The sequence below is a fragment of the Nonomuraea sp. NPDC049378 genome, from assembly GCF_055586745.1.
Window position 1 is genome coordinate 237,684 of record NZ_JBVJHP010000010.1, and the last position, 19,749, is coordinate 257,432.

A 19,749-nucleotide genomic window follows, 5' to 3' on the forward strand; every position below is an offset into this window, starting at 1 on the left:
ATGAACACCATCGCACTGCTGGTGCCCCACTGGGGCGGTTCCGGCGCGTTCTGGCCGATCATCCCGCTGTTCTGGGGCCTGTTCTGGGTCGGCGTCGTGGCGCTCGCCATCACCGCCCGGCGCAAGGGCTGGTGGGGCCCTCGGCAGGCTCACCCGGCCGGGCCCGCCGGATCTGCCGGGACTGCCGGGACTGCTGGGTCGCCCACCGCGTCCGCGGAGCGGATCCTCGCCGAGCGGTACGCCCGCGGCGAGATGGGCGACGACGAATACTACGAGAAGCTCTCCGTTCTCAAGGGCGGGGCATCGTAACTTGCTCCCCGGCCTGACCTCCGCAACCCGGGCCTTGCGTCGCTTCCACCCAAACGTCACCGCCGGTGCGACAACTGTCACTCGCCGCAAGCGGGGCGCCGGGTTACGTTGCGTGTACGGGCTTCGTAGGAAGTGGGGACGACAATGCGGTCCAGCACCGATTTCCGCCGTACGTTCGCCGGCCGCGCCGCGCTCGCCCGCTAGGCGTGAGCGCCGCCGCCCTGTTCGCCGGTGGGGTCGCCGCCGGGCTCGTGGCCGGCACCGCCTCGTGCACCGCCGCACAGGGTGGGCTGCTCATGGGGCTCGCCGACGGCCGCCACGGGCGCGATCCCGCGCTCGTGGCCTGGTTCCTGGCCGGCCGGCTGGCCTCCCACACGATCGCCGGCGCGCTGCTGGGGCTGCTCGGCTCGGCCGTCACCCTGCCGCCGCGGGCGCGGGCCGTGCTGCTCGTCGTGGCCGGCCTCACGGTGATCGTGTTCGCGATCCGGCTCATGCGGCGCGGGCACGCCGGCTGCGCGGCGGCCCCGTCGGAAGCCCTGTCGGAAGCCCCGTCGGAAGCCGCGTCCGAGGCTTCGCCGAGGGCTCCGTTCGGGGTTCTGTCCAGGTACAAGGCGCCGCTGCTGGGCGCGGCCACAATCCTGGTGCCCTGCGGCGTGACGCTCGGCGTGGAACTGGTCGCGGTCTCCAGCGGGTCGCCGGTGGCGGGGGCGGCGGCCATGGCGGGGTTCGTCGTCGGTACGGCTCCGGCGTTCGCGCTGCTCGGCTACGTGCTGCGGCGGGTCTCCCGCACCCGGCTTGCCAGGCTGGCCGGGGTCGTCGCGATCTCCGCCGGGCTCTGGACCGCCGCCTCCGGGGTCAGCCTCGGCGGCTGGCTGCCCGCCCCCGACCCCGCACAGGCGGTCACCGGGCCGGGAGGCCAGACCGTCACGGTGTGGGCCACCCGCGACGGCTACCGCCCGGCGATCGTGTCGGCCCGCGCGGGCGTGCCCGTCGAGGTCGTCTTCAAGGTGGCCGAGCACGGCTGCACGGACACCGTCGTGATCGGCGGCCGTGACGTCGCGCTGCCAGCCACCGTACGCCTGCCGCCGCATCCACCGGGAAGCCTGCGCTACGTCTGCGGCATGGGCATGTACTCCGGGATTCTCACCTTCTCCTGAACCCGGTTCGCCGGCCTGCCCCGAGCGGTGCTGCCGGTCGCACCACTTGGGGCCGTTGTTCTGTCGCTGGTCAGCATCCGTGGTCGCCGCCCCTTCATACGGGCATGGAGGAGCGACGATCAGCGACGCTGCCTCAGTCCAGGATGCTGAGCCCCCAGGGGTAGTTCGGGGGACCCACCGCATCGCAAGCCCACGCCTTCGCGCCTTGGGCCCCCACGTACGCCGCCCCCGCGTCGCGGCACTCCTGCCAGGTCATGTAGTAGCCCTCGCACCACCACACGGATGGCGATGACAGCCCGGCGCCCGGCGCCACTCCGTCGCAGGCTGCCGCGGCGGCGGTTCCGGGGAAGGCCAGGCACAGCCCGGTCGCAGCCACGACGGCCGCGAGGATGCCTGTGGCGGTCCTCTTACGCATCATCGTCTTTCTCCCTTCGGGTGCGCTCCCGCCTTGTACGGAGCCGCTGTCCAGCTCCAGGAGTGAGCGGCGTTACTCTGTGCGATCTTCATCGTCATGCGCCCGGACAGACCGGGCCAGGGCCTCATGAGGACTTTCAGCGGACACAACGGCGCGACGAGAGACCGCGCCCCGGCGTTCACTCTGGAGCACTTGTCGGCGATTACGGTTCGCGATCGCGTGATCACGTGCCACTCTGTCGCCATGGCCTGGCAAGGAGAGGTGACGGCGCCGGCCGTACCGGCGCCACGGATGGGAGACGAGCACGAGCTGCTGGCCGCTGCGCGGGCGGGCGACGCGCAGGCCGCGCACCGGCTCGGCAGGCTCTACGCCCAGCACGGTGACCGCACGGCCGCCAAGCACTGGTGGGAGCGGGCGGCCGCGGGCGGCAACGTCGACAGCGCCTACAACCTGGGCATCTGGCACGAGAAGCACGGCAGCCTGGAGGAGGCCGTCTCCTGGTACGAGCTGGCCGCGAGCACCGGCGACGCCGAGGCCGCGGCCAACCTGGCGACGCTGCTGCTCGAACAGCGCGGCGACGCGGAGGCCGCCAGGGGCTGGTTCGAGGCCGCGGCGCGCGACGGGTCGAGGGCGGCCGCCCGCAGGCTCGCTCTGCTGTGCGAGGACTCGGGTGAGCTGGCGGCCGCCCGCGAATGGCACCGCCAGGCGGCCGCCGACGGCGACGTGGCCTCGGCGCACGACCTGGGGTTCCTGGCCTATTCCGCGGGCGACGACGAGGAGACCGTGCACTGGTGGGAGCGCGGGGCCAGGGGCGGCCACGCCGAGTCGGCGCACTGCATGGGTCTTTACCTGCACGCCAGCCGCGACCCCGAGGGGGCGGAGGGCTACTACCGGCTGGCCGCCAAGCACGAGCACGCCGGCTCCTCGTCCCGGCTCGGCGGTCTCGCGCTGTCCCGGGGCGACCTGCGTACGGCCCGCGCCTGGTTCGAGCGGGCGGCGGGCGCCGGGCGGGTGGAGGACCAGCGGATGGCCGGGTTCGTCTGCGTGGAGCTGGGCGACAACGCGGCGGCCAGCCACTGGTTCGGCCGGGCGGCGGCGGGCGGCGACCCCGAGTCGGCCTACGACTACGCGCTGCTGCTCATCGCCGAGTTCGGCGATCTGTCGGGCGGGCAGCACTGGTTCAGGCAGGCGGCGCTGGCCGGGCACCACGCGGCCGCGGTCGAGCTGGGCGGGCTGCTGTCGGTGGCGGGGGAGCACGGCGAGGCGCGCGAGTGGCTGTCCGACCCGCCGCCGCCGGCCTGGGGCAGGTCCGCCGAGCCGGAGCTGACGGCTCGGGCGGAGCTGGCCTCGGCCGCCACCGGGCGCAGGGGCGGTGTGCCGCTGGACGTGGCGGACCTGGCGGAGGTGCTGGGCACGTGGGATCTGGTGACCCGGCCGCTGCACGACCATTCCGAGGTGGTCGGGTGGCTGGTGGAGCGGAGCGGGGTGCACGTGAGCGCGATCGAGCACCTGGCTTCGGTGCGCGGCACGCTGCTGCGTCCCGGCAGCGCCCCGTGGCCGAGCCCGGGCGAGCTCCGGCACGTCCTGGCCACCGCGCGCGACCTGCGCAGGCGGTTGGGAGTGCGCTGAGCGGCCGGGGCCGGAACCCGGGTGCGATGGTCAGCGCCGGCCGGGTGGACCCCGGTGCGGTGGTCAGCGCCGGCCGGGGTGGACCACGGTGCGGTGGTCAGAGCCGGGTGAATGCGGTGCGGTGGTCAGCGCTGGCCGAGGTGGAACTGGTGGCCTTCGTCGTCCTTGAAGACGGCCGACCAGCCCCACGGCTGGTGTTGCGGCTCGGTGACGAACTCGACGCCGCGCGCCACGAGCTCCTGGTGTGTCCTGACGATGTCGTCCGCCTGGAACAACACGTAGTGGGGCATGCCCGTGGCCGGCGCGGGCCAGGCGGGGTCGGCCTTGATGAGGACCAGCCGGGCGCCCCCGTCGGGCGGCTGGACCTCGATCCAGCGGTCGTCGCCGTAGGGCATGTCGGTGGTGACCGTGAAACCCATCTTGCCGGTCCAGAAGTCGACCGCTCGCTGCTGGTCACCGACGTAGAGGGTGACCTGGCTGATGGAGAGCGCCATCATACCTCCCTGGTTGTATCCACGACGGATATAACCAGAGTGGTGCTATGGTGTCAATCATGCTCACCGCCGCCGGCTTCCACGTGCTCCTGGCACTGGCCGGCGGCCGCGGGCACGGCTACGCGGTGATGCGGTTCGTCGAGGAGATCAGCGGTGGCGCGGTCAGGCTCGGGCCCGGCACGCTCTACCGCACCATCAACCGGCTGGTGGCCGACGGGCTGGTCGAGGAGGTCGACGCCGGAGACCCGGCCGCACCCCACGACGCCAGAAGGCGCTACTACCAACTGACCCCGCAAGGTGTGCGGGCCGCACGGGACGAGGCAGAGCTGATGTCACGCCTGGTGACGGCCGCGAGAGAGGCAGGGCTGGTCACATGACGTCGCTACGGCCGCAAGGGCTGTGCCCGCACCTGTTCGTGCGCGACGCGGAGGCGGCGATCGGGTTCTACCGGGAGGGCCTCGGCGCGGTCGAGGTGTTCCGCAACACGCTGTCCGACGGGACGATCCTCTTCGTCGAGCTCCAGCTCGGCGCCGGACGGCTGCTGGTGAGCGAGGAGACCCCGGCCTTCGGCGCGCCGGCGCCGCCGACGCTGGGCGGCAGCCCCGTGCTGATCCTGCTGGAGGTCGACGACCCCGACGCGGTGGCCGAGCGGGCGATCGGCGCCGGGGCCGAAGTGGAGATGCCGGTGGGCGAGATGTTCTGGGGCGAGCGGTACGGCGTGCTCCGCGACCCCTTCGGCTTCGGCCACCGCTGGGCCGTGACGACCGCCAGGGAGCAGCTCACCCCCGAAGAGATCGTGCGCAGCACGACGTACCGCGTGGACGGCTAGACGACTTCGGTCACCGGCGTGTACGCCAGCCCGAGCGCCTCCGCCACCGGCTGGTTCGTCAGCCGGCCGCCCTGCGTGTTGAGCCCGCCCGCGAGCCCCGCGTCGGCCTTGACGGCCTCCCGCCAGCCCATGTTCGCCAGCTTGACCGCGTACGGGAGGGTCGCGTTGGTGAGGGCGTAGGTGGAGGTGTTGGCGACGGAGCCCGGCATGTTGGCCACGCAGTAGAAGACCGAGTCGTGCACCGGGTAGGTGGGCTCGGCGTGCGTGGTCGGGCGCGAGTCCTCGAAGCAGCCGCCCTGGTCGATGGCGATGTCGACGAGCACCGAGCCCGGTTTCATGCGGGACACGAGGTCGTTGGAGACGAGCGTCGGGGCCTTGGCGCCGGGGATCAGCACCGCGCCGATGACCAGGTCGGCCTGCAGGACCTCCCGCTCGATCGCGTACGACGTCGAGACCAGCGTCTTGAGCCGGCCCTGGTAGATGGCGTCGACGAAGCGCAGCCGGTCGACGTTGGTGTCGAGCACGGTCACGTCGGCGCCCATGCCGACGGCGATCTGAGCGGCGTTCAGCCCCGACACGCCGCCGCCGATCACGACCACCTTGGCCGGGGCCACGCCGGGCACTCCGCCCGGCAGGACGCCGCGGCCGCCGTTGAAGCGCATCAGGTTGTACGCGCCCACCTGCGGCGCGAGGCGGCCGGCGACCTCGGACATCGGGGCGAGCAGCGGCAGCGCCCCGCCGACCTGCACCGTCTCGTAGGCGATCCCCGTGGTCCTCGCCCTGAGCAGGGCGTCGGTGCACGGGCGGGAGGCGGCCAGGTGCAGGTACGTGAACAGCACCAGCCCGTCGCGCAGCCGGTGGTACTCCTCGGCGACCGGCTCCTTCACCTTGAGCACCAGGCTCGCCTCGCCCCACACCGCGTCGGCGCTGTCGACGATCTTGGCGCCCGCCGCGAGATATTCCTCGTCCGTGATGGACGAGCCCAGACCCGCACCCTGCTGGACGGTGACGTCGTGGCCGTTGCGCACGAGTTCGTGAACGCCCGCGGGGGTCGCCGCGACCCGATATTCGTGGTTCTTGACCTCGGCGGGAACGCCGATCTTCATCCGTGGATCCTTTCGCGCGCCGGCACGTCGTACCGGATGGTGTGACGGCGAGCGGCCCCTAGAGGCGCGCCCATGCTTCGGTGAGCACGTTGCGGAGGATGGACCCGATCTCGGCGAACTCCTCGGGTCCGGCGATCAGCGGGGGCGCCAGCTGAATGACGGGGTCGCCGCGGTCGTCGGCCCGGCAGTAGAGGCCGGCTTCGTACAGCGCCCTGGACAGGAAGCCGCGCAGCAGCCGCTCCGACTCCTCGGCGTCGAACGTCTCCTTGGTGGTCTTGTCCTTGACCAGTTCGATGCCCCAGAAGTAGCCGGAGCCGCGCACGTCGCCGACGATCGGGAGGTCGCGCAGCCCTTCGAGGGTCTCCTTGAACAGCGGCTCGTTCCTGGTGACGTGGCCGAGCAGGTCTTCGCGTTCGAAGATGTCGAGGTTGGCCAGCGCGACGGCGGCGGAGACGGGGTGGCCGCCGAAGGTGTAGCCGTGCGCGAACATGGTGTCGCCGCCCTTGAACGGCTCGAACAGCCGCTCGTGCGCGATCATGGCACCGATGGGCGAGTAGCCGCTGGTCAGGCCCTTGGCACAGGTGATGATGTCCGGCACGTAGTCGAACTTCTGGCCGCCGAACATGGTGCCGAGCCGGCCGAACGCGCAGATGACCTCGTCGGAGACGAGCAGCACGTCGTACTCGTCGCAGATCTCGCGCAGGCGCTGGAAGTAGCCGGGGGCGGGAGGGAAGCAGCCGCCGGCGTTCTGCACGGGCTCGGCGAAGACGGCGGCCACCGTGTCGGGGCCCTCCATCTCGATGGCGCGGGCCACGCGTTCGGCGGCCCAGAAGCCGTACTCCTCGGGGGTCATGCCCTTGACGCCGGTGATCTCGTCGGCGCGGTAGTGGTTGGTGTTGGGCACCCTGATGGAGCCGGGCACGAGCGGCTCGAACATCTCCTTGAACGCCGGGATGCCGGTGATCGACAGGGCGCCCTGCGGGGTGCCGTGGTAGGCGATCTGGCGGCTGATGACCTTGTGCTTGAGCGGCTTGCCGACGAGCTTGAAGTACTGCTTGGCGAGCTTCCACGCGGATTCGACCGCTTCGCCGCCCCCGGTGGTGAAGAAGACGCGGTCGAGCTCGCCGGGGGTGTGGGAGGCCAGGCGCTGGGCCAGCTCCGCCGCCTTGGGGTGGGCGTAGGACCACAGCGGGAAGAACGCGAGCTCCTGGGCCTGCTTGGCGGCGGCCTCGGCGAGCTCCTGGCGCCCGTGCCCGGCCTGGACCACGAACAGCCCGGCCAGACCGTCGAGATAGCGCTTGCCGTGGATGTCGTAGATGTAGGAGCCCTCACCCCGGACGATGGTCGGGATCTCGGACTGCTGGTAGGAGCTGTGCCTGGTGAAGTGCAACCACAGATGGTCTTGCGCGGCCTTGAGGACGTCGTTTTCCGGCTGCGTCATGGCTATCTTCCCTCGTGTCTGACTTCCCACAGTTTGCCTGTTCACCTGATGCTTGCCAAGCGAATCGGTCGCGACACTCTGCAAGAAAATCGAGATCCGCAGAACCGCTCTGTAACAGCAACGAAATCCGTACACCTGCCGCAGTGGCTCAGCGCGGTCAGCGCGTCACGGAACCTCGTATCCTCCCTCCATGACGGCAAAGCGCCTGTCACCCTGTAGAACTGTTCGAGAAATCTCTGTGAGAACGACCCCCGAGGGAACCGTCCGTGACTCCTGACCAGATAGAAAGCGCTGTCGCCGCCGCGATGCCCCAAGGCGTCGAGGAGCTCAAGCGGCTCGCCGCCATCCCTTCCGTGGCCTTCCCCGGGCATCCGGAGGAGCCGGTGCGCGCCGCCGCCGCGCTGACGGAGGAACTGCTGCGTTCCGCCGGTCTGCCGCGCGTCCAGCAGGTGCAGGTGGAGGGAAGCTTCCCCGCGGTCTACGGCGAGGCGCCCGCACCGCCCGGCGCGCCCACCGTCCTGCTCTACGCCCACTACGACGTGCAGCCCGCCGGTGACCTGAAGGCGTGGCGCACCCCGCCGTTCGAGCCGACCCTGATCGACGGCCGCCTGTACGGGCGCGGCTGCGCCGACGACAAATCCGGCATCATCTCCCACGTCACCGCCCTGCGCGCCTTCCAGGGCCGGTTCCCTGTGGGCATCAAGGTCATCATCGAGGGCCAGGAGGAATACGCGGGCGAGCGCCTGGAGGCGTTCGTCGAGCAGAATCCCGAGCTGCTGCGGGCCGACGCCATCGTGGTGGCCGACACCGGCAACCCGCGCGTGGGCGACGCCTCGGTCACGACGTCGCTGCGCGGCATGGCCGCCTTCACCGTCGAGGTCCGCACGCTGCGCGAGGCCGTGCACAGCGGATCGTTCGGCGGCGCCGCCCCCGACGCGCTGGCGGCCCTGATGCGCATGCTGACCGCGCTGCACGGCGACAACGGCGACGTCCGAGTGCCGGGCCTGCCCAGGGGCAACTTCTTCGGCCAGGGGCCGTCGGAGGAGGAGTTCCGGCAGACCGCAGGGGTGCTCGACGGGGTCTCCCTGGTGGGCTCAGGCTCGCTGGCCGACCGCCTGTGGTCGTCCTACTCGATCACCGTGACGGGCATGGACGTGCCGACGGTGTCGGGCGCGGTCAACGCCGTGCAGCCGGTCGCCAGGGCCAGGGTGACGCTCCGCATCCCGCCGGCCGGCGACCCGAGGACGACGGTCAGCGCGGTGACGGAGTTCCTGCGGCAGGTGGCGCCGTGGGGCGTGCAGGTGACGTTCGGCGACGTCGTCGTGGGCTCCGGCTTCCAGGCCGACTCCGGCGGCAAGGCCAGGTCGGCGCTCAACCGGGCGATGGAGCGCGCCTTCGGCCGCCCGCCGCGCGACGTGGGCGCGGGCGGGTCGATCCCGCTGGTCAACACGCTGCTGAAGCAGTACCCCGCGGCGGAGATCCTGCTGTTCGGCGCGGAGGACGAGGACGCCGCCATCCACGCGCCCAACGAGCGGGTCGACCTGGAGGAGCTCCGCCGCGTCGCCACCGCGGAGGCGCTGTTCCTGCACGAGCTGAGCCTCCCGTCGGCGCTCGGCGTCTAGGAGGGGCTCTCGCCGGTCGTTCCTAGGTCGGGGCGAACATGCGGGGGCGGGCGTGCAGGACCACGACGCTCGGCCCCGGCTCGGCCAGGGAGTCGGCGAGCTCCTTGGCCAGGGAACCGGGCGTCGCGTCGCGGGCGGCGACCCCGAACGACGCGGCCAGGCGGGCGAAGTCCGGCCTGGCCAGTTCGGTGCCGGTAGGCGTGCCGAACGCGCCGGTCATGTACTCCCGCAGGATGCCGTAGCCCCCGTCGTCGACGATCAGCCAGGTGACGTCCAGGCCGTGCTGGCGCATGGTGGCGAGTTCCGCCAGGCCGTACATCGCGCCGCCGTCGCCCGAGATCGCCAGCGTGCGCTGTCCCGAGGCCGCCGCGCCGACCGCGGCGGGCAGCGCGTATCCGAGGCCGCCGGCGCCCTGCGCCGACCACATGTGGCCGGGGAAGGCCGACCACGCCCAGTAGGTGAGGATGGTCATGTCCCAGAACGCCGGCACGCCGGACGGGATCGCCTCCAGCAGCGCGAACTCCTGCTCGTGGCCGGCGAGCCGGTCGCGCACCCGCCGCAGCACGTCCGCCACGGCCGCTTCCGCGCGCCCGTCGCCCTCCCTGGTCCGCACCGCCGCGGCGAGCGCGCCCAGCGTCGCCTTCGCATCTCCGTGCACGGCGAGCGAACCGCTCGTGTTGGCCTCCAGCTTTCCCGGATCGGCCTCGATGTGGACGACGCGCCCCCGCGGGCGCATCGTGTGGTAGTTGCTGGACAGCTCCCCCAGCCCCGAACCCGCGACCAGCAGCACGTCCGCCTCCTCGAGGAACTCGGTGACGAAGCGGTCCTCCAGCCACGACTGCAGCGACAGCGGGTGCTCGCGGGGGAAGACACCCTTCGCGGAGAACGTGGTGGCCACCGGCGCGCGCAGCCGCTCGGCCAGGGCGAGGAGCTCCGGCCCCGCCCCTGACAGGTTGACCCCGCCGCCGGCCAGGATGACGGGGTTCGACGCGGAGTCGAGCGCATGTACGGCCTGCCGTACCAGCTCGGCACGGGGCTGCGGCGTGCGCGGGCACACGCTCGGGCCGGCCACCACCGGGACGTCCGTGGGCGCGAGCAGGACGTCCTGCGGGATCTCCACCCACGCGGGGCCCTGCGGCACGCTGAGCGCCGCCTCCCAGGCCTGGGCCAGGGCGGACGGGATCTGCGAGGCCGCCCGCACGACCTGGACCGACGTGGCCACGCCGCGGAAGGAACCCGCCTGGTCGGGGAGCTCGTGGAGGTATCCCTTCCTGCGGCCGCCCAGCCCGTCGGACGGGATCTGGCTGGAGATCCCGACCACCGGGGCGCAGGCCAGGCGCGACTCCATCAGGGCGGGCAGGGTCGCCAGCGCACCGGGGCCGGTGGAGACCAGGAACGGGGTCGCCGTCCCGGTGGCCCGGGCATGGCCGTCGGCCGCGAAGGCGACGCCCAGTTCGGTGCGGCATCCGACGTAGCGCAGCGGGGAGCGGCGCAGGGCGTCGAACATGGCGAGCGCGTGCTGGCCCGGCTCGCCGAACACGGTGGTGGCGCCGAGCGCGGCCAGGGTCTCGGCGACCAGGTCTCCCCCGGTTCTCATGTCCGTTTCCCCAGCGCGAACAGGCTGATCAGGTCGTAGGCGACGTGCGCGGCGGCGACCGAGGTGATCTCGGCGTGGTCGTAGGCGGGGGCCACCTCCACCACGTCGGCGCCGACCAGGTTGCAGCCCGACAGCCCGCGCAGGATCTCCAGCAGCTCGCGGCTGGTCAGGCCGCCCGCCTCCGGGGTGCCCGTGCCCGGGGCGTGGGCGGGGTCGAGCGCGTCGATGTCGACGGAGATGTAGAGCGGCCGGTCGCCGATCCGCTGGCGCAGGGCGTCGGCGATCTCGTCGGGGCCGCGCCGCATGACGTCGGCCGAGGTGACGATGCCGAAGCCGAGCCTGCGGTCCTCGGCCAGGTCGGCCTTGCCGTACAGCGGTCCTCTGGTGCCGACGTGGCTGAGTGCCTCGGTGTCGAGGATGCCCTCCTCCACCGCGCGGCGGAACGGCGTGCCGTGCGTGTACTCGGCCCCGAAGTAGGTGTCCCAGGTGTCCAGGTGGGCGTCGAAGTGCAGCAGCGCCGGCGGCCCGTGCTTGCGGTGCACGTCACGCAGGAGCGGCAGCGCGATGGTGTGGTCGCCCCCGATGGTGACCAGCTTGGCGTCGAACCCCCCGGCGGCCTGCTCGATCGTGTCGATGGCCTGGCCGATGTCGAACGGGTTGCAGGCGATGTCCCCGGCGTCGGCGACCTGCAGGTCGGCGAACGGAGAGACGTCCAGCGCGGGATTGTAGGGCCTGATCAGCTTGCTGCCCTGGCGCACCGCGGCCGGGCCGAAGCGGGCGCCGGAACGGTAGGAGACCCCGCTGTCGAACGGCACGCCCACGATCGCGACATCCGCCCGCTCCACCTGGTCGAGGCGGGGCAACCGGGCATAGGTGTCGGGACCTGCGAAGCGTGGGACCTGCGAGGCGTCGACGGGTCCCTGAAACATGAAACTCCCTCGTTAACGGCATATTTCTGCTTAAGAGGTGCTATTGACACCCCTGGCAACGCAGACCACTATGTCGGAAAACTTCGTTTACCGGAAGGCAACCGCGTTGTCCGAACAGCTCTGGGGTGGACGCTTCCGCTCGCCCGCCGATCCGTCGCTGCTCGCTCTCTCCCGCGCGCCCGACAGCTACTTCCGCATGTCCGCCTACGACCTGGCGGGCTCGCGCTCCCACGTCCGTGAGCTGCTCAGAGCCGAGATCCTCGACGCGGCCGAGGCGGAGCGGCTGCTGGCGGAGATCGACACGCTGGACGAGGACGTACGCGCCGGACGGGTCGGTCCGAACGGCTCCGACGAGGACGTGCACACCTTCCTGGAGCGGGTCCTGGTCGAGCGGCTGGGCAAGGTGGGCGGCAAGGTGCGCGCCGGTCGCTCGCGCAACGACCAGACGGCCAACGACCTGCGGCTGTACCTGCGCGATCACGCGAGGAAGCTGGTGCTGGCCCTGGCCGAGCTGCAGGACGGCCTGGTGGAGCAGGCCCGCGCGCACGTCCGCACCGCGGCGCCCGGCTTCACCCACCTGCAGCCCGCCCAGCCGATCGTGTTCGGGCACCAGCTGCTGGCCCACGCGCAGGCGTTCGCCCGCGACGCCGACCGGCTCGAGGACTGGGACCGGCGCACCGCCCGCTCCCCGCTGGGCTCGGCGGCCCTGGCCGGCTCGGCGATAGCCGTGCACCCTGAGCTGTCGGCCGCGGAGCTGGGCTACGACGGGCCGTGCGAGAACTCCATCGACGCCGTCGCCGGTCGCGACCACGTGGCCGAGTTCCTGTTCGCCACCTCCATGCTGGGGGTGAACCTGTCGCGGCTGGCCGAGGAGATCTCCACCTGGGCCTCGCGCCAGTTCGGCTGGGTGGAGCTGCACGACTCCTTCGCCACCGGCAGCTCGATCATGCCGCAGAAGAAGAACCCCGACATCGCCGAGCTCACCAGGGGCAAGGCCGGCCGGCTGCTCGGCAACCTGGGCGGCCTGATGGCGACGCTGAAGGCGATGCCGCTGGCCTACAACAGGGACCTGTCCGAGGACAAGGCGGCCGTCTTCGACACCGTGGACACCCTCACGATCGTGCTGCCCGCCATGGCCGGGCTGGTGCGCACGCTGTCGGTGAACGTCGACGAGTTGCGCAGGCAGGCGACCGAGGGCTTCACGCTGGCCACCGAGGTGGCCGACTGGCTCTCGCGCCGCGGCGTGCCGTTCAGCGAGGCCCACGAGATCACCGGCGCGCTCGTGCGGATGTGCGAGGACAAAGGGCTGGACCTGCACGAACTGCCGGACGAGGACCTCGCCGCGGTGGACGCGCGGCTGACCCCGGACGTGCGCCCGCACCTCACCGTCGAGGCGGCACTCGCCGCGCGCACCGGCTACGGCGCCACCTCGCCGGACCGGGTCCTGGAGCAGATCGACCGCCTCACCGACCTGCTGGCGCGGCAGCGCGCCTGGGCCCGCGCCTACCGGGGACCCGCGACGTGATCTCGATCCCGGACTCCCCCAGTCTCGGACCGAGGGCCCGCGAACTGCGCCGCCGGAGCAGGCTGAGCCTGACCGAGACGGCCGAGCGGGCCGGGCTCACCAAGGGCTTCCTGTCCAGGTTCGAACGCGGCCAGGTGTCCATCTCGGTCGCCTCGCTGCTGCGCCTGTGCAAGGCGCTCGACCTCGACGTGGCCGACCTGTTCGACGGCTCCAGCGGGCGGCTGGTCAGGTCGGAGAGCCGGGCCAGGCTCGAGTTCGGCGGCAGCGGAATGACCGAGTACCAGCTGACGCCGAAGGACGAGCGCAGGCTGCTGGTCCTGCTCAGTGAGATCGAGCCGGGCGGCGGGTCGGGCCACGAGCCGTACGCGCTTCCCGTCGACATCGAGTTCGTGCACATCCTCAAAGGACTGTTCACGATCGAGGCCTCGGGCGAGCGGGTCGAGATGCGCGAGGGCGACTCGTTCCTGTTCCCCGGCGACACTCCCCACACCTTCACCAACCCCGGCGACGAGATCACCCGAGTTCTGTGGGTGTTGTCACCCGCACTGACCTCTCGCTCGTGAGGAGATCCACATGTCCACAGATGTCGCCCACCTGCCCCGGGTGGCGCGCAAGCACTACGGCCGCTACGTGGCGGCGATCGTCGTCGTGGCCGTCCTCGTGGCGATCGTCTCCTCGTTCGCCGGCGCGCAGATCGAGTGGAGCGTGGTCGGGCGGTATCTGACCGCGCAGGCCATCCTGACCGGCGTGGTCAACACGTTCGTCATGGCCGTGCTCGCCATGATCCTCGGAGTGGCCCTGGGCGTGTTGTTCGCGGTGATGCGGATGTCGCGGAACCCCGTCACCCGCGGCGTCTCGTACCTCTACACGTGGATCTTCCGCGGCACGCCGCAGCTGCTGCAGCTGTTCCTCTGGTTCAACCTGGCGCTGGTCTTCCCCTACGTCGTCATCCCCGGCATCGTCGAGGCGCGCATGGTCGACCTGATGACCCCGTTCGTGGCCGCGCTGCTCGGGCTGGGCATCTGCCAGGGCGCCTACACCTCCGAGGTGGTGCGCGGCGGCATCCTCTCGGTCGACCAGGGGCAGACGGAGGCCGCGCAGGCGGTCGGGATGACGCGCTTCCAGACGCTGCGCAGGATCGTGTTGCCGCAGGCCATGCGGGTCATCCTGCCTCCGATCGGCAACGAGTTCATCAGCATGGTGAAGCTCACGTCTCTGGCCAGCGCGATCCAGTACCAGGAGGTGCTGCACAGCTCCCAGAACATCTACTACGCCAACAACCGCGTCATGGAGCTGCTGTTCGTGGCGACGTTCTGGTACCTGATCGTGGTCACCATCCTCAGCCTGGGCCAGATGGTCATCGAGCGCCGCTTCTCCCGAGGGGTGAAGAAATGATCAAGGCAGTCGACGTCCACAAGCGCTTCGGCGCCCACCACGTCCTCAAGGGCATCTCGCTCGAGGTGGCGGCGGGTGAGGTGCTGTGCGTCATCGGGCCGTCCGGCTCGGGCAAGAGCACCTTCCTGCGCTGCGTCAACCAGCTGGAGACGATCGACGAGGGCGCCGTCTGGGTCGACGGCGAGCTGCTCGGCCACGTCGAGCGCGGCGGGAAGCTGCACCAGCTCAGCGACGCCCAGATCGCCCGGCAGCGGCGGCCGATCGGGATGGTGTTCCAGCGCTTCAACCTGTTCCCGCACATGACCGCGCTGGAGAACGTGATCGAGGGGCCGATCAGGGTGCTGCGCGAACCGCGCGACGCCGCCAGGACGCGGGCGCTGGAGCTGCTGGAGCGGGTGGGGTTGGAGGACAAGGCCGGCGCCTACCCCACGACCCTGTCCGGCGGGCAGCAGCAGCGGGTCGCGATCGCCCGCGCGCTGGCGATGCGGCCGCGGCTGATGTTGTTCGACGAACCCACCTCGGCGCTCGACCCGGAGCTCGTCGGCGACGTGCTCGCGGTCATGCGCGACCTGGCCGCGTCCGGCATGACCATGGTCGTCGTCACCCACGAACTGGGCTTCGCCAAGGAGGTGGCGAACCAGGTGGTGTTCATGGACGACGGCCGCGTCATCGAGACGGGACCCCCCGACCAGGTCCTGGTCAACCCCGCCCACGAGCGTACGAAGACCTTCCTCTCAGCAGTTCTCTAGGAGTTCCGTTGTCCCGTCCCATGCTTCTGCTCGCCTGCCTCGCCCTGACCGCCACCGCCTGCACCGCGCAGGCGCCGAAGAACCTCGCGACCGCGTCGGACGGCGGGCTTCCCCCGAAGATCGCCGAGTCCGGGACCATGGTGGTCGGCAACGTCCCCAACTACCCGCCGCTGGAGTTCAAGGACCCCTCGACCAACCAGCTCACCGGCTTCGACATCGATCTCGGCAACGCCATCGGCAAGCAGCTCGGAGTCACGGTCAAATGGCAGGAGACGTCCTTCGAGCAGTTGCAGAGCGCGGTCACCACCGGGCGGATCGACATGATCCTCTCAGGGATGAGCGACCTGCCGGAACGCCGCGAGACGCTCGACCTCGTCGGCTACCTGAGCTCGGGCGCGCAGTTCTTCTCCACGAGCGAGGTCGCCGATCCGAAGAGCCTGTGCGGCAAGGCCGTGGGGGCCAGCCGCCGCACCTCCTTCCCCGGAGAGATCAAGAAGTGGAGCAAGGAGAACTGCTCCGGCAAGCCGATCAAGGTCGTCGGCACGGAGGGCTCCGCGGACGCGCGTACCCAGCTCACCCAGGGCAGGGTCGACGCCGCGGTCCAGGGCAGCGAGACCCTCCCCTACATCTCCCAGCAGGACCCCGGCAAGTTCCACCTCATCGGCGAGCCGTTCACCGAGGTCAACCAGGCCATGGGATTCGCCAAGCAGGACCCGCGCCTGCGCGACGCGGTCGTCAAGGCACTGCGCGCCCTGCAGCAGGACGGCACCTACGCGAGCCTGCTCGACAAGTGGGGCCTCAAGGGCAACGCCATCAAGCAGGTCACCCTCAACGGGACCGCCGCCCCGTGAGGACGCCGGCCCATGAGGACGCCGCCCACGTGACACCCCTCCGGGCGCTCGCCGCCGTCGTCGCCGAGCCCCCGCGGCTGCCACGCGACGTGATCGAGCGGGCCAAGCGGCACCTCCTCGACACGCTGGGCGCCGCCATGGCCGGCGCTTCCTCCCCCGCTCCCGGCCTGGCCGCGCCCGGGAACGCACCTGTCTGGGGAACCGGCCTGGCCGTGGCGCCGCGCGACGCGGCACTGCTCAACGGCGTCGCGGCGCACGCGCTCGAACTCGACGACACCGGCGGCTGCGATCATTCCGGGGCCGTGGTGGTGCCCGCCGCGCTGGCCTGCCTGAGCCTCGCCGACCGCCCGGTCAGCGGCTCCGAGCTGCTGGAGGCGGTCGTCCTGGGGTATGACGTGGCCCGCCGGACGCTGGAGGCGTGCGGCGGGTACGCCGCGCACAACGAGACCGGATGGCACTCGACGGGCACCTGCGGCACGTTCGGCGCGGCGGCGGCGAGCGCGCGGCTGCTCGGGTTGGACAGCGCGCGAGCCGCCCACGCGCTGGGGCTGGCGGCCGGCTTCTCCGGTGGCCTGTGGGCGTTCGTGCATGACGGCGCGGCGAGCAAGCGGCTGCACGCGGGCCGCGCCGCCGAGGGCGGGCTGACCGCCGCACTGCTGGCCGCGTCCGGCACGAGCGGGCCCGGCCGGATCTTCGACGACGTGTGGGGCGGCTTCCTGCGGACCTACGCGGGCGCCGGCGCCGATCCCGGTGCCCTGACCCGCGACCTCGGCACGGCGTGGCGGATCTCGCGCTGCTCCATCAAGCCGTACGCGTCGTGCCGCAGCACCCATTCCTCCATCGACGCGATCGGCGGCCTTGACCTGCACGCCGGCGAGATCGACCGTATCCACGTGCGCCTGAGCCCGCTCGTTGCCGGCATGTGCGGCGGCCGTGACGCGACCACCCTTCCCCGCGCGCAGCTGAGCCTGCCGTACGCCATCGCCGCCAGGATCCTGTACGGCGACGCCGACCTGGCCGCCTACTCCCCCGAACGGCGCGGCGACCCCCGGGCCACCGAGCTCATGGACCGCATCGACCTGGAGGTGGACCCGACGATGGGCGGCATCGACGAGCCGGCCCTGACCGTCACCACGACCACGGGCGCCGTCCGGCGGGCCAGGGTGAGCGACCCGCTCGGCTCTCCCACCAACCCCCTCTCCGACGAGCGGCTGCTCGCCAAGTTCCACGGCCTCGCGCCGGGCCGGACACCTCTGGCGGATCAGGTCATGGCCCTCGACTCCCGCCCGGACGCGCGCGGCCTTCTCCCGCTCCTGTGACGCCGTCTCGGAGCGGATGGCGCCCGCGGCGAGCGCCGGCCGCGCCGCCCTGGCTGCCGGGCCGCGCGTGCCGACGAGCCGACCGGCCGGAGAATGCCCGGCTGGAGCGCCTGGCCCTTGTACGTTGAGTACGTCACCTCAGCGTCCGGCGTGACCGGGACCACGTCCTCGATGCCGGGCACGCCCAAGAGGTCGACGTCCGGTGCCTCCCCGGCCGGCCACGTCCGTTCGCAGTGATTGCCGCGCGGTCCACGCAGGGGTGTGGCGCCGAGTCCTTGGAGAGTCATGGAGAAGCCGGTGGTGCCGCGCGAGAAGGCGCCCGCGGTGCGGGTGCTGATCGCGCCCGCAGACGTCTGGCGCACCGGGCTCGGCATAGCGGCCGTCGTCGCCGTGGTGCTCTTCGTACGCTTCGTGCTCATCGACGCGGGGTCGCTGATCACCATGCTGGTGATCGCGTGGTTCCTCTCGCTGGCCATGGAGCCCGCCGTGCGCCGCCTGTCGCGGCGAACCAGCCGCGGGAGGGCCACGCTGCTGGTGATGACGCTGTTCATCCTGGCCGTGGTGGTCTTCTTCCTCCTGTTCGGCAGCCTGTTCGTGCAGCAGGTCGCGGTACTGCTGGAGGCGCTGCCCGGGATCATCACCGGCGTCGTGGAATGGCTCAACACCCGTCTCGGAACGCGTTATGACATCTCCGACATCCTCGCCTCCGTCAACCTGACCCCGCAGCAGGCGGCCGAGTACGCCGAGGGTGCGCTCAGCGGCGTGCTCAGCCTGCTGGGGACGGTGGTGGGGGCGGTGTTCAACATGTTCACCCTGCTGTTGCTGACGTTCTACTTCTCGGCCGACGGGCCGCGGCTGCGCCGATGGATCGCGCAGTTGCTGCCTGGCCGGTTCCAGGAGGTCTTCGTCACCGTCTGGGACGTGTCCACCAGCAAGACCGGCGGGTACGTCTCTTCCCGGCTCGTCCTCGCCACCATCAACGGCACCGCCTCGGCTCTGGTGTTCCTGGCGCTCGGCATGCCGTCCTGGCTGGCGCTCGGGGCGTGGACGGGCCTGGTCGCTCAGCTCGTGCCCACCATCGGCACCTACATCTCCGTCGCCCTGCCGGTCGTGGTGGGGCTGGTCTCGCCCCGGCCCTGGATCGGCCTGGCGGCGCTGGGCTGGGGACTGTTGTACCAGCAGGTGGAGAACCTGACGCTGGAGCCGAAGATCAGCTCCCGGGCGGTGGACATCCATCCCGGGGTGTCGTTCGCGGCCGTGATCCTGGGGGCGTCGCTGTTCGGCGCGATCGGTGCGCTGCTGGCCGTGCCCATGGTGGCGATGCTGCTCTCGCTGGTCGACACGTTCGTCACGCGCCAGGAGGTGCTGGAGGCCGCGGCGAAGAAGCCGCCACCGCCGGCGGCGAAACGGGCGCCGCCGAAGTGACGCGGGGGCGCACCCGCGTCACTTCGGCGCTCGCGCCCGGACCTCGCAGGCCCGGCGTGAAATCCCCTACAGGCCGCTTCTGTCGAAGGACTTCATCTCCCGGCCGTGGACCGCCAGCGCGTAGATGATGACGACGTCGAAGGCGATGACGATCAGCGACCAGAACGGGTAGGCGGGGAACCAGGCGAAGTTGACGAGCGCCTGGAGGGAGGCGAGGACGATCCCGACCACCCGTCCCCAGGTCTTGCCTGACATGACGGCGGCGCCGGCGAGGAGGACGACCACACCCATGATCAGGTGGAACCATCCCCAGGCCGTGTAGTTGACGGGAATCGCCAGGTTGTTGGCGGTGACGAGGTAGAAGTCCGTGTTGAAGATCCCTACCAGGCCCATCATCGCCTGGAAGCAGCCCAGGATGATCATCCCGATGCCGGCGAAGATCACCCAGCCCACCCAGCCGGTGGGCCGAGGCGCCTCTTCCGCGAGCGGCGTCTGCGTCCGGGCCGTCTCCGTGCGCGGCGGGGTCGCCTGCTCCGGGATCTGGTCCCGGGACGGCTGCTGCGTGCGCGCGTGGCGTGGGTCTACCATGCTCGGCTCCCTCCGCACGGCGGAGCTTGGGAGGTGGTCCGCGTTCGCGGCCGCGCCTGCACGCCGGCTTCGTCCGTGCAATCTCCGAGAATGCGACGGTCGAGCCGCTCAGAAGCACGCTCGGCGCCGCTCTTTCGCCACCCATCTACCCCGCCTCGTCAGCACTCTCCGCACCTTCTCCCAAAAGTGTGCAAATGAGACGTAACCTCGCTTTTGGGCCTCGGGACGCATCTTTCCCCCTTGGACTTTTTACCTCTTCGCGGCGCTCGCCCGACGAAAACAAGGGGACCACCAGGACATATGGAGAGGCATGGACAGCTTCGACAACTGCCCTGCCGCAGAAGAGAGCGGTCGCGGCTGCACCGATCC

The 19,749-nt window shown here is 71.3% G+C and carries 20 protein-coding genes; 13 read left to right on the forward strand and 7 right to left on the reverse strand.

Features of this window, described 5'->3' with window-relative positions:
* On the forward strand, positions 1-309 hold the full coding sequence (locus tag ACZ6SA_RS23120) for an SHOCT domain-containing protein (protein ID WP_465830240.1): 309 nt from the start codon (positions 1-3) through the stop codon (positions 307-309).
* Between the two features lie 206 nt (positions 310-515).
* Positions 516-1,466, forward strand: coding sequence for a sulfite exporter TauE/SafE family protein (locus ACZ6SA_RS23125; RefSeq protein WP_465830242.1), 951 nt, complete (start codon positions 516-518; stop codon positions 1,464-1,466).
* Between the two features lie 133 nt (positions 1,467-1,599).
* Here the strand turns inward: ACZ6SA_RS23125 and ACZ6SA_RS23130 are convergent, their stop codons facing one another.
* On the reverse strand, positions 1,600-1,884 hold the full coding sequence (locus tag ACZ6SA_RS23130; RefSeq protein ID WP_465830244.1) for a hypothetical protein: 285 nt from the start codon (positions 1,882-1,884) through the stop codon (positions 1,600-1,602).
* Between the two features lie 240 nt (positions 1,885-2,124).
* On the opposite strand from ACZ6SA_RS23130, the gene ACZ6SA_RS23135 reads away from it, so the two are divergent.
* Entirely contained in the window at positions 2,125-3,510 is a 1,386-nt protein-coding gene (locus tag ACZ6SA_RS23135) for a tetratricopeptide repeat protein (RefSeq protein ID WP_347643395.1), read from the forward strand.
* A 125-nt stretch (positions 3,511-3,635) separates the two neighbouring features.
* Here the strand turns inward: ACZ6SA_RS23135 and ACZ6SA_RS23140 are convergent, their stop codons facing one another.
* Positions 3,636-4,004 carry a VOC family protein gene (locus tag ACZ6SA_RS23140; RefSeq protein WP_347643394.1) on the reverse strand — a complete coding sequence of 123 codons (369 nt, stop codon included), beginning with the start codon at positions 4,002-4,004 and terminating at the stop codon, positions 3,636-3,638.
* A gap of 59 nt (positions 4,005-4,063) precedes the next feature.
* On the opposite strand from ACZ6SA_RS23140, the gene ACZ6SA_RS23145 reads away from it, so the two are divergent.
* Both ACZ6SA_RS23145 and ACZ6SA_RS23150 read left to right on the forward strand, forming a co-directional pair.
* A complete protein-coding gene (locus tag ACZ6SA_RS23145) occupies positions 4,064-4,381 on the forward strand; it encodes a PadR family transcriptional regulator (RefSeq protein WP_347643393.1) in 318 nt (105 codons plus the stop codon).
* Positions 4,378-4,833: a VOC family protein gene (locus ACZ6SA_RS23150; RefSeq protein ID WP_465830247.1), complete on the forward strand. Its 456-nt coding sequence runs from the start codon at positions 4,378-4,380 to the stop codon at positions 4,831-4,833. The genes ACZ6SA_RS23145 and ACZ6SA_RS23150 overlap by 4 nt, the downstream gene beginning before the upstream one ends.
* Here the strand turns inward: ACZ6SA_RS23150 and ald are convergent.
* Positions 4,830-5,939, reverse strand: coding sequence for an alanine dehydrogenase (ald, locus tag ACZ6SA_RS23155; protein WP_465830249.1), 1,110 nt, complete (start codon positions 5,937-5,939; stop codon positions 4,830-4,832). The two genes, ACZ6SA_RS23150 and ald, sit on opposite strands and share 4 nt — an antisense overlap.
* A gap of 58 nt (positions 5,940-5,997) precedes the next feature.
* A complete protein-coding gene (locus ACZ6SA_RS23160) occupies positions 5,998-7,380 on the reverse strand; it encodes an aspartate aminotransferase family protein (protein ID WP_347643390.1) in 1,383 nt (460 codons plus the stop codon).
* A 266-nt stretch (positions 7,381-7,646) separates the two neighbouring features.
* Here ACZ6SA_RS23160 and ACZ6SA_RS23165 point away from each other — a divergent pair, with 266 nt between their 5' ends.
* A complete protein-coding gene (locus ACZ6SA_RS23165; RefSeq protein ID WP_465830252.1) occupies positions 7,647-9,002 on the forward strand; it encodes a M20/M25/M40 family metallo-hydrolase in 1,356 nt (451 codons plus the stop codon).
* 22 nt (positions 9,003-9,024) lie between these two features.
* Here the strand turns inward: ACZ6SA_RS23165 and ACZ6SA_RS23170 are convergent, their stop codons facing one another.
* Both ACZ6SA_RS23170 and speB read right to left on the reverse strand, forming a co-directional pair.
* On the reverse strand, positions 9,025-10,599 hold the full coding sequence (locus ACZ6SA_RS23170) for a thiamine pyrophosphate-binding protein (protein ID WP_465830254.1): 1,575 nt from the start codon (positions 10,597-10,599) through the stop codon (positions 9,025-9,027).
* Positions 10,596-11,528, reverse strand: coding sequence for an agmatinase (gene speB / locus ACZ6SA_RS23175; RefSeq protein WP_347643387.1), 933 nt, complete (start codon positions 11,526-11,528; stop codon positions 10,596-10,598). The genes ACZ6SA_RS23170 and speB overlap by 4 nt, the downstream gene beginning before the upstream one ends.
* 106 nt (positions 11,529-11,634) lie before the next feature.
* Here speB and argH point away from each other — a divergent pair, with 106 nt between their 5' ends.
* From argH to ACZ6SA_RS23210, 7 genes are all read left to right on the forward strand, one after another.
* Complete coding sequence (gene argH, locus ACZ6SA_RS23180; protein WP_465830256.1) at positions 11,635-13,053, forward strand: argininosuccinate lyase; 1,419 nt, start codon at positions 11,635-11,637, stop codon at positions 13,051-13,053.
* On the forward strand, positions 13,050-13,616 hold the full coding sequence (locus ACZ6SA_RS23185; protein WP_347643385.1) for a helix-turn-helix domain-containing protein: 567 nt from the start codon (positions 13,050-13,052) through the stop codon (positions 13,614-13,616). The genes argH and ACZ6SA_RS23185 overlap by 4 nt, the downstream gene beginning before the upstream one ends.
* A gap of 10 nt (positions 13,617-13,626) precedes the next feature.
* On the forward strand, positions 13,627-14,448 hold the full coding sequence (locus tag ACZ6SA_RS23190; RefSeq protein ID WP_347643384.1) for an amino acid ABC transporter permease: 822 nt from the start codon (positions 13,627-13,629) through the stop codon (positions 14,446-14,448).
* On the forward strand, positions 14,445-15,197 hold the full coding sequence (locus ACZ6SA_RS23195; protein WP_347643383.1) for an amino acid ABC transporter ATP-binding protein: 753 nt from the start codon (positions 14,445-14,447) through the stop codon (positions 15,195-15,197). Before ACZ6SA_RS23190 ends, ACZ6SA_RS23195 begins: the two co-directional genes overlap by 4 nt.
* A gap of 8 nt (positions 15,198-15,205) precedes the next feature.
* Positions 15,206-16,048, forward strand: a complete 843-nt coding sequence (locus ACZ6SA_RS23200) for an ABC transporter substrate-binding protein (RefSeq protein WP_347643382.1) — start codon at positions 15,206-15,208, stop codon at positions 16,046-16,048.
* Between the two features lie 29 nt (positions 16,049-16,077).
* Positions 16,078-17,367, forward strand: a complete 1,290-nt coding sequence (locus ACZ6SA_RS23205) for an MmgE/PrpD family protein (protein WP_465830260.1) — start codon at positions 16,078-16,080, stop codon at positions 17,365-17,367.
* A gap of 285 nt (positions 17,368-17,652) precedes the next feature.
* Positions 17,653-18,792: an AI-2E family transporter gene (locus tag ACZ6SA_RS23210; RefSeq protein WP_465830262.1), complete on the forward strand. Its 1,140-nt coding sequence runs from the start codon at positions 17,653-17,655 to the stop codon at positions 18,790-18,792.
* 66 nt (positions 18,793-18,858) lie between these two features.
* Here the strand turns inward: ACZ6SA_RS23210 and ACZ6SA_RS23215 are convergent, their stop codons facing one another.
* Positions 18,859-19,380, reverse strand: a complete 522-nt coding sequence (locus ACZ6SA_RS23215; protein WP_347643379.1) for a DUF7144 family membrane protein — start codon at positions 19,378-19,380, stop codon at positions 18,859-18,861.
* Between the last annotated feature and the right edge of the window lie 369 nt (positions 19,381-19,749).

Coding starts and splice junctions, on each gene's coding strand:
- ACZ6SA_RS23120 (WP_465830240.1), top strand. CDS start 1: ATGAACACCATCGCACTGCTGGTGCCCCACTGGGGCGGTTCCGGCGCG.
- ACZ6SA_RS23130 (WP_465830244.1), bottom strand. CDS start 1,884: ATGATGCGTAAGAGGACCGCCACAGGCATCCTCGCGGCCGTCGTGGCT.
- ACZ6SA_RS23135 (WP_347643395.1), top strand. CDS start 2,125: ATGGCCTGGCAAGGAGAGGTGACGGCGCCGGCCGTACCGGCGCCACGG.
- ACZ6SA_RS23140 (WP_347643394.1), bottom strand. CDS start 4,004: ATGGCGCTCTCCATCAGCCAGGTCACCCTCTACGTCGGTGACCAGCAG.
- ACZ6SA_RS23145 (WP_347643393.1), top strand. CDS start 4,064: ATGCTCACCGCCGCCGGCTTCCACGTGCTCCTGGCACTGGCCGGCGGC.
- ACZ6SA_RS23150 (WP_465830247.1), top strand. CDS start 4,378: ATGACGTCGCTACGGCCGCAAGGGCTGTGCCCGCACCTGTTCGTGCGC.
- ald (WP_465830249.1), bottom strand. CDS start 5,939: ATGAAGATCGGCGTTCCCGCCGAGGTCAAGAACCACGAATATCGGGTC.
- ACZ6SA_RS23160 (WP_347643390.1), bottom strand. CDS start 7,380: ATGACGCAGCCGGAAAACGACGTCCTCAAGGCCGCGCAAGACCATCTG.
- ACZ6SA_RS23170 (WP_465830254.1), bottom strand. CDS start 10,599: ATGAGAACCGGGGGAGACCTGGTCGCCGAGACCCTGGCCGCGCTCGGC.
- speB (WP_347643387.1), bottom strand. CDS start 11,528: ATGTTTCAGGGACCCGTCGACGCCTCGCAGGTCCCACGCTTCGCAGGT.
- ACZ6SA_RS23190 (WP_347643384.1), top strand. CDS start 13,627: ATGTCCACAGATGTCGCCCACCTGCCCCGGGTGGCGCGCAAGCACTAC.
- ACZ6SA_RS23195 (WP_347643383.1), top strand. CDS start 14,445: ATGATCAAGGCAGTCGACGTCCACAAGCGCTTCGGCGCCCACCACGTC.
- ACZ6SA_RS23210 (WP_465830262.1), top strand. CDS start 17,653: ATGGAGAAGCCGGTGGTGCCGCGCGAGAAGGCGCCCGCGGTGCGGGTG.
- ACZ6SA_RS23215 (WP_347643379.1), bottom strand. CDS start 19,380: ATGGTAGACCCACGCCACGCGCGCACGCAGCAGCCGTCCCGGGACCAG.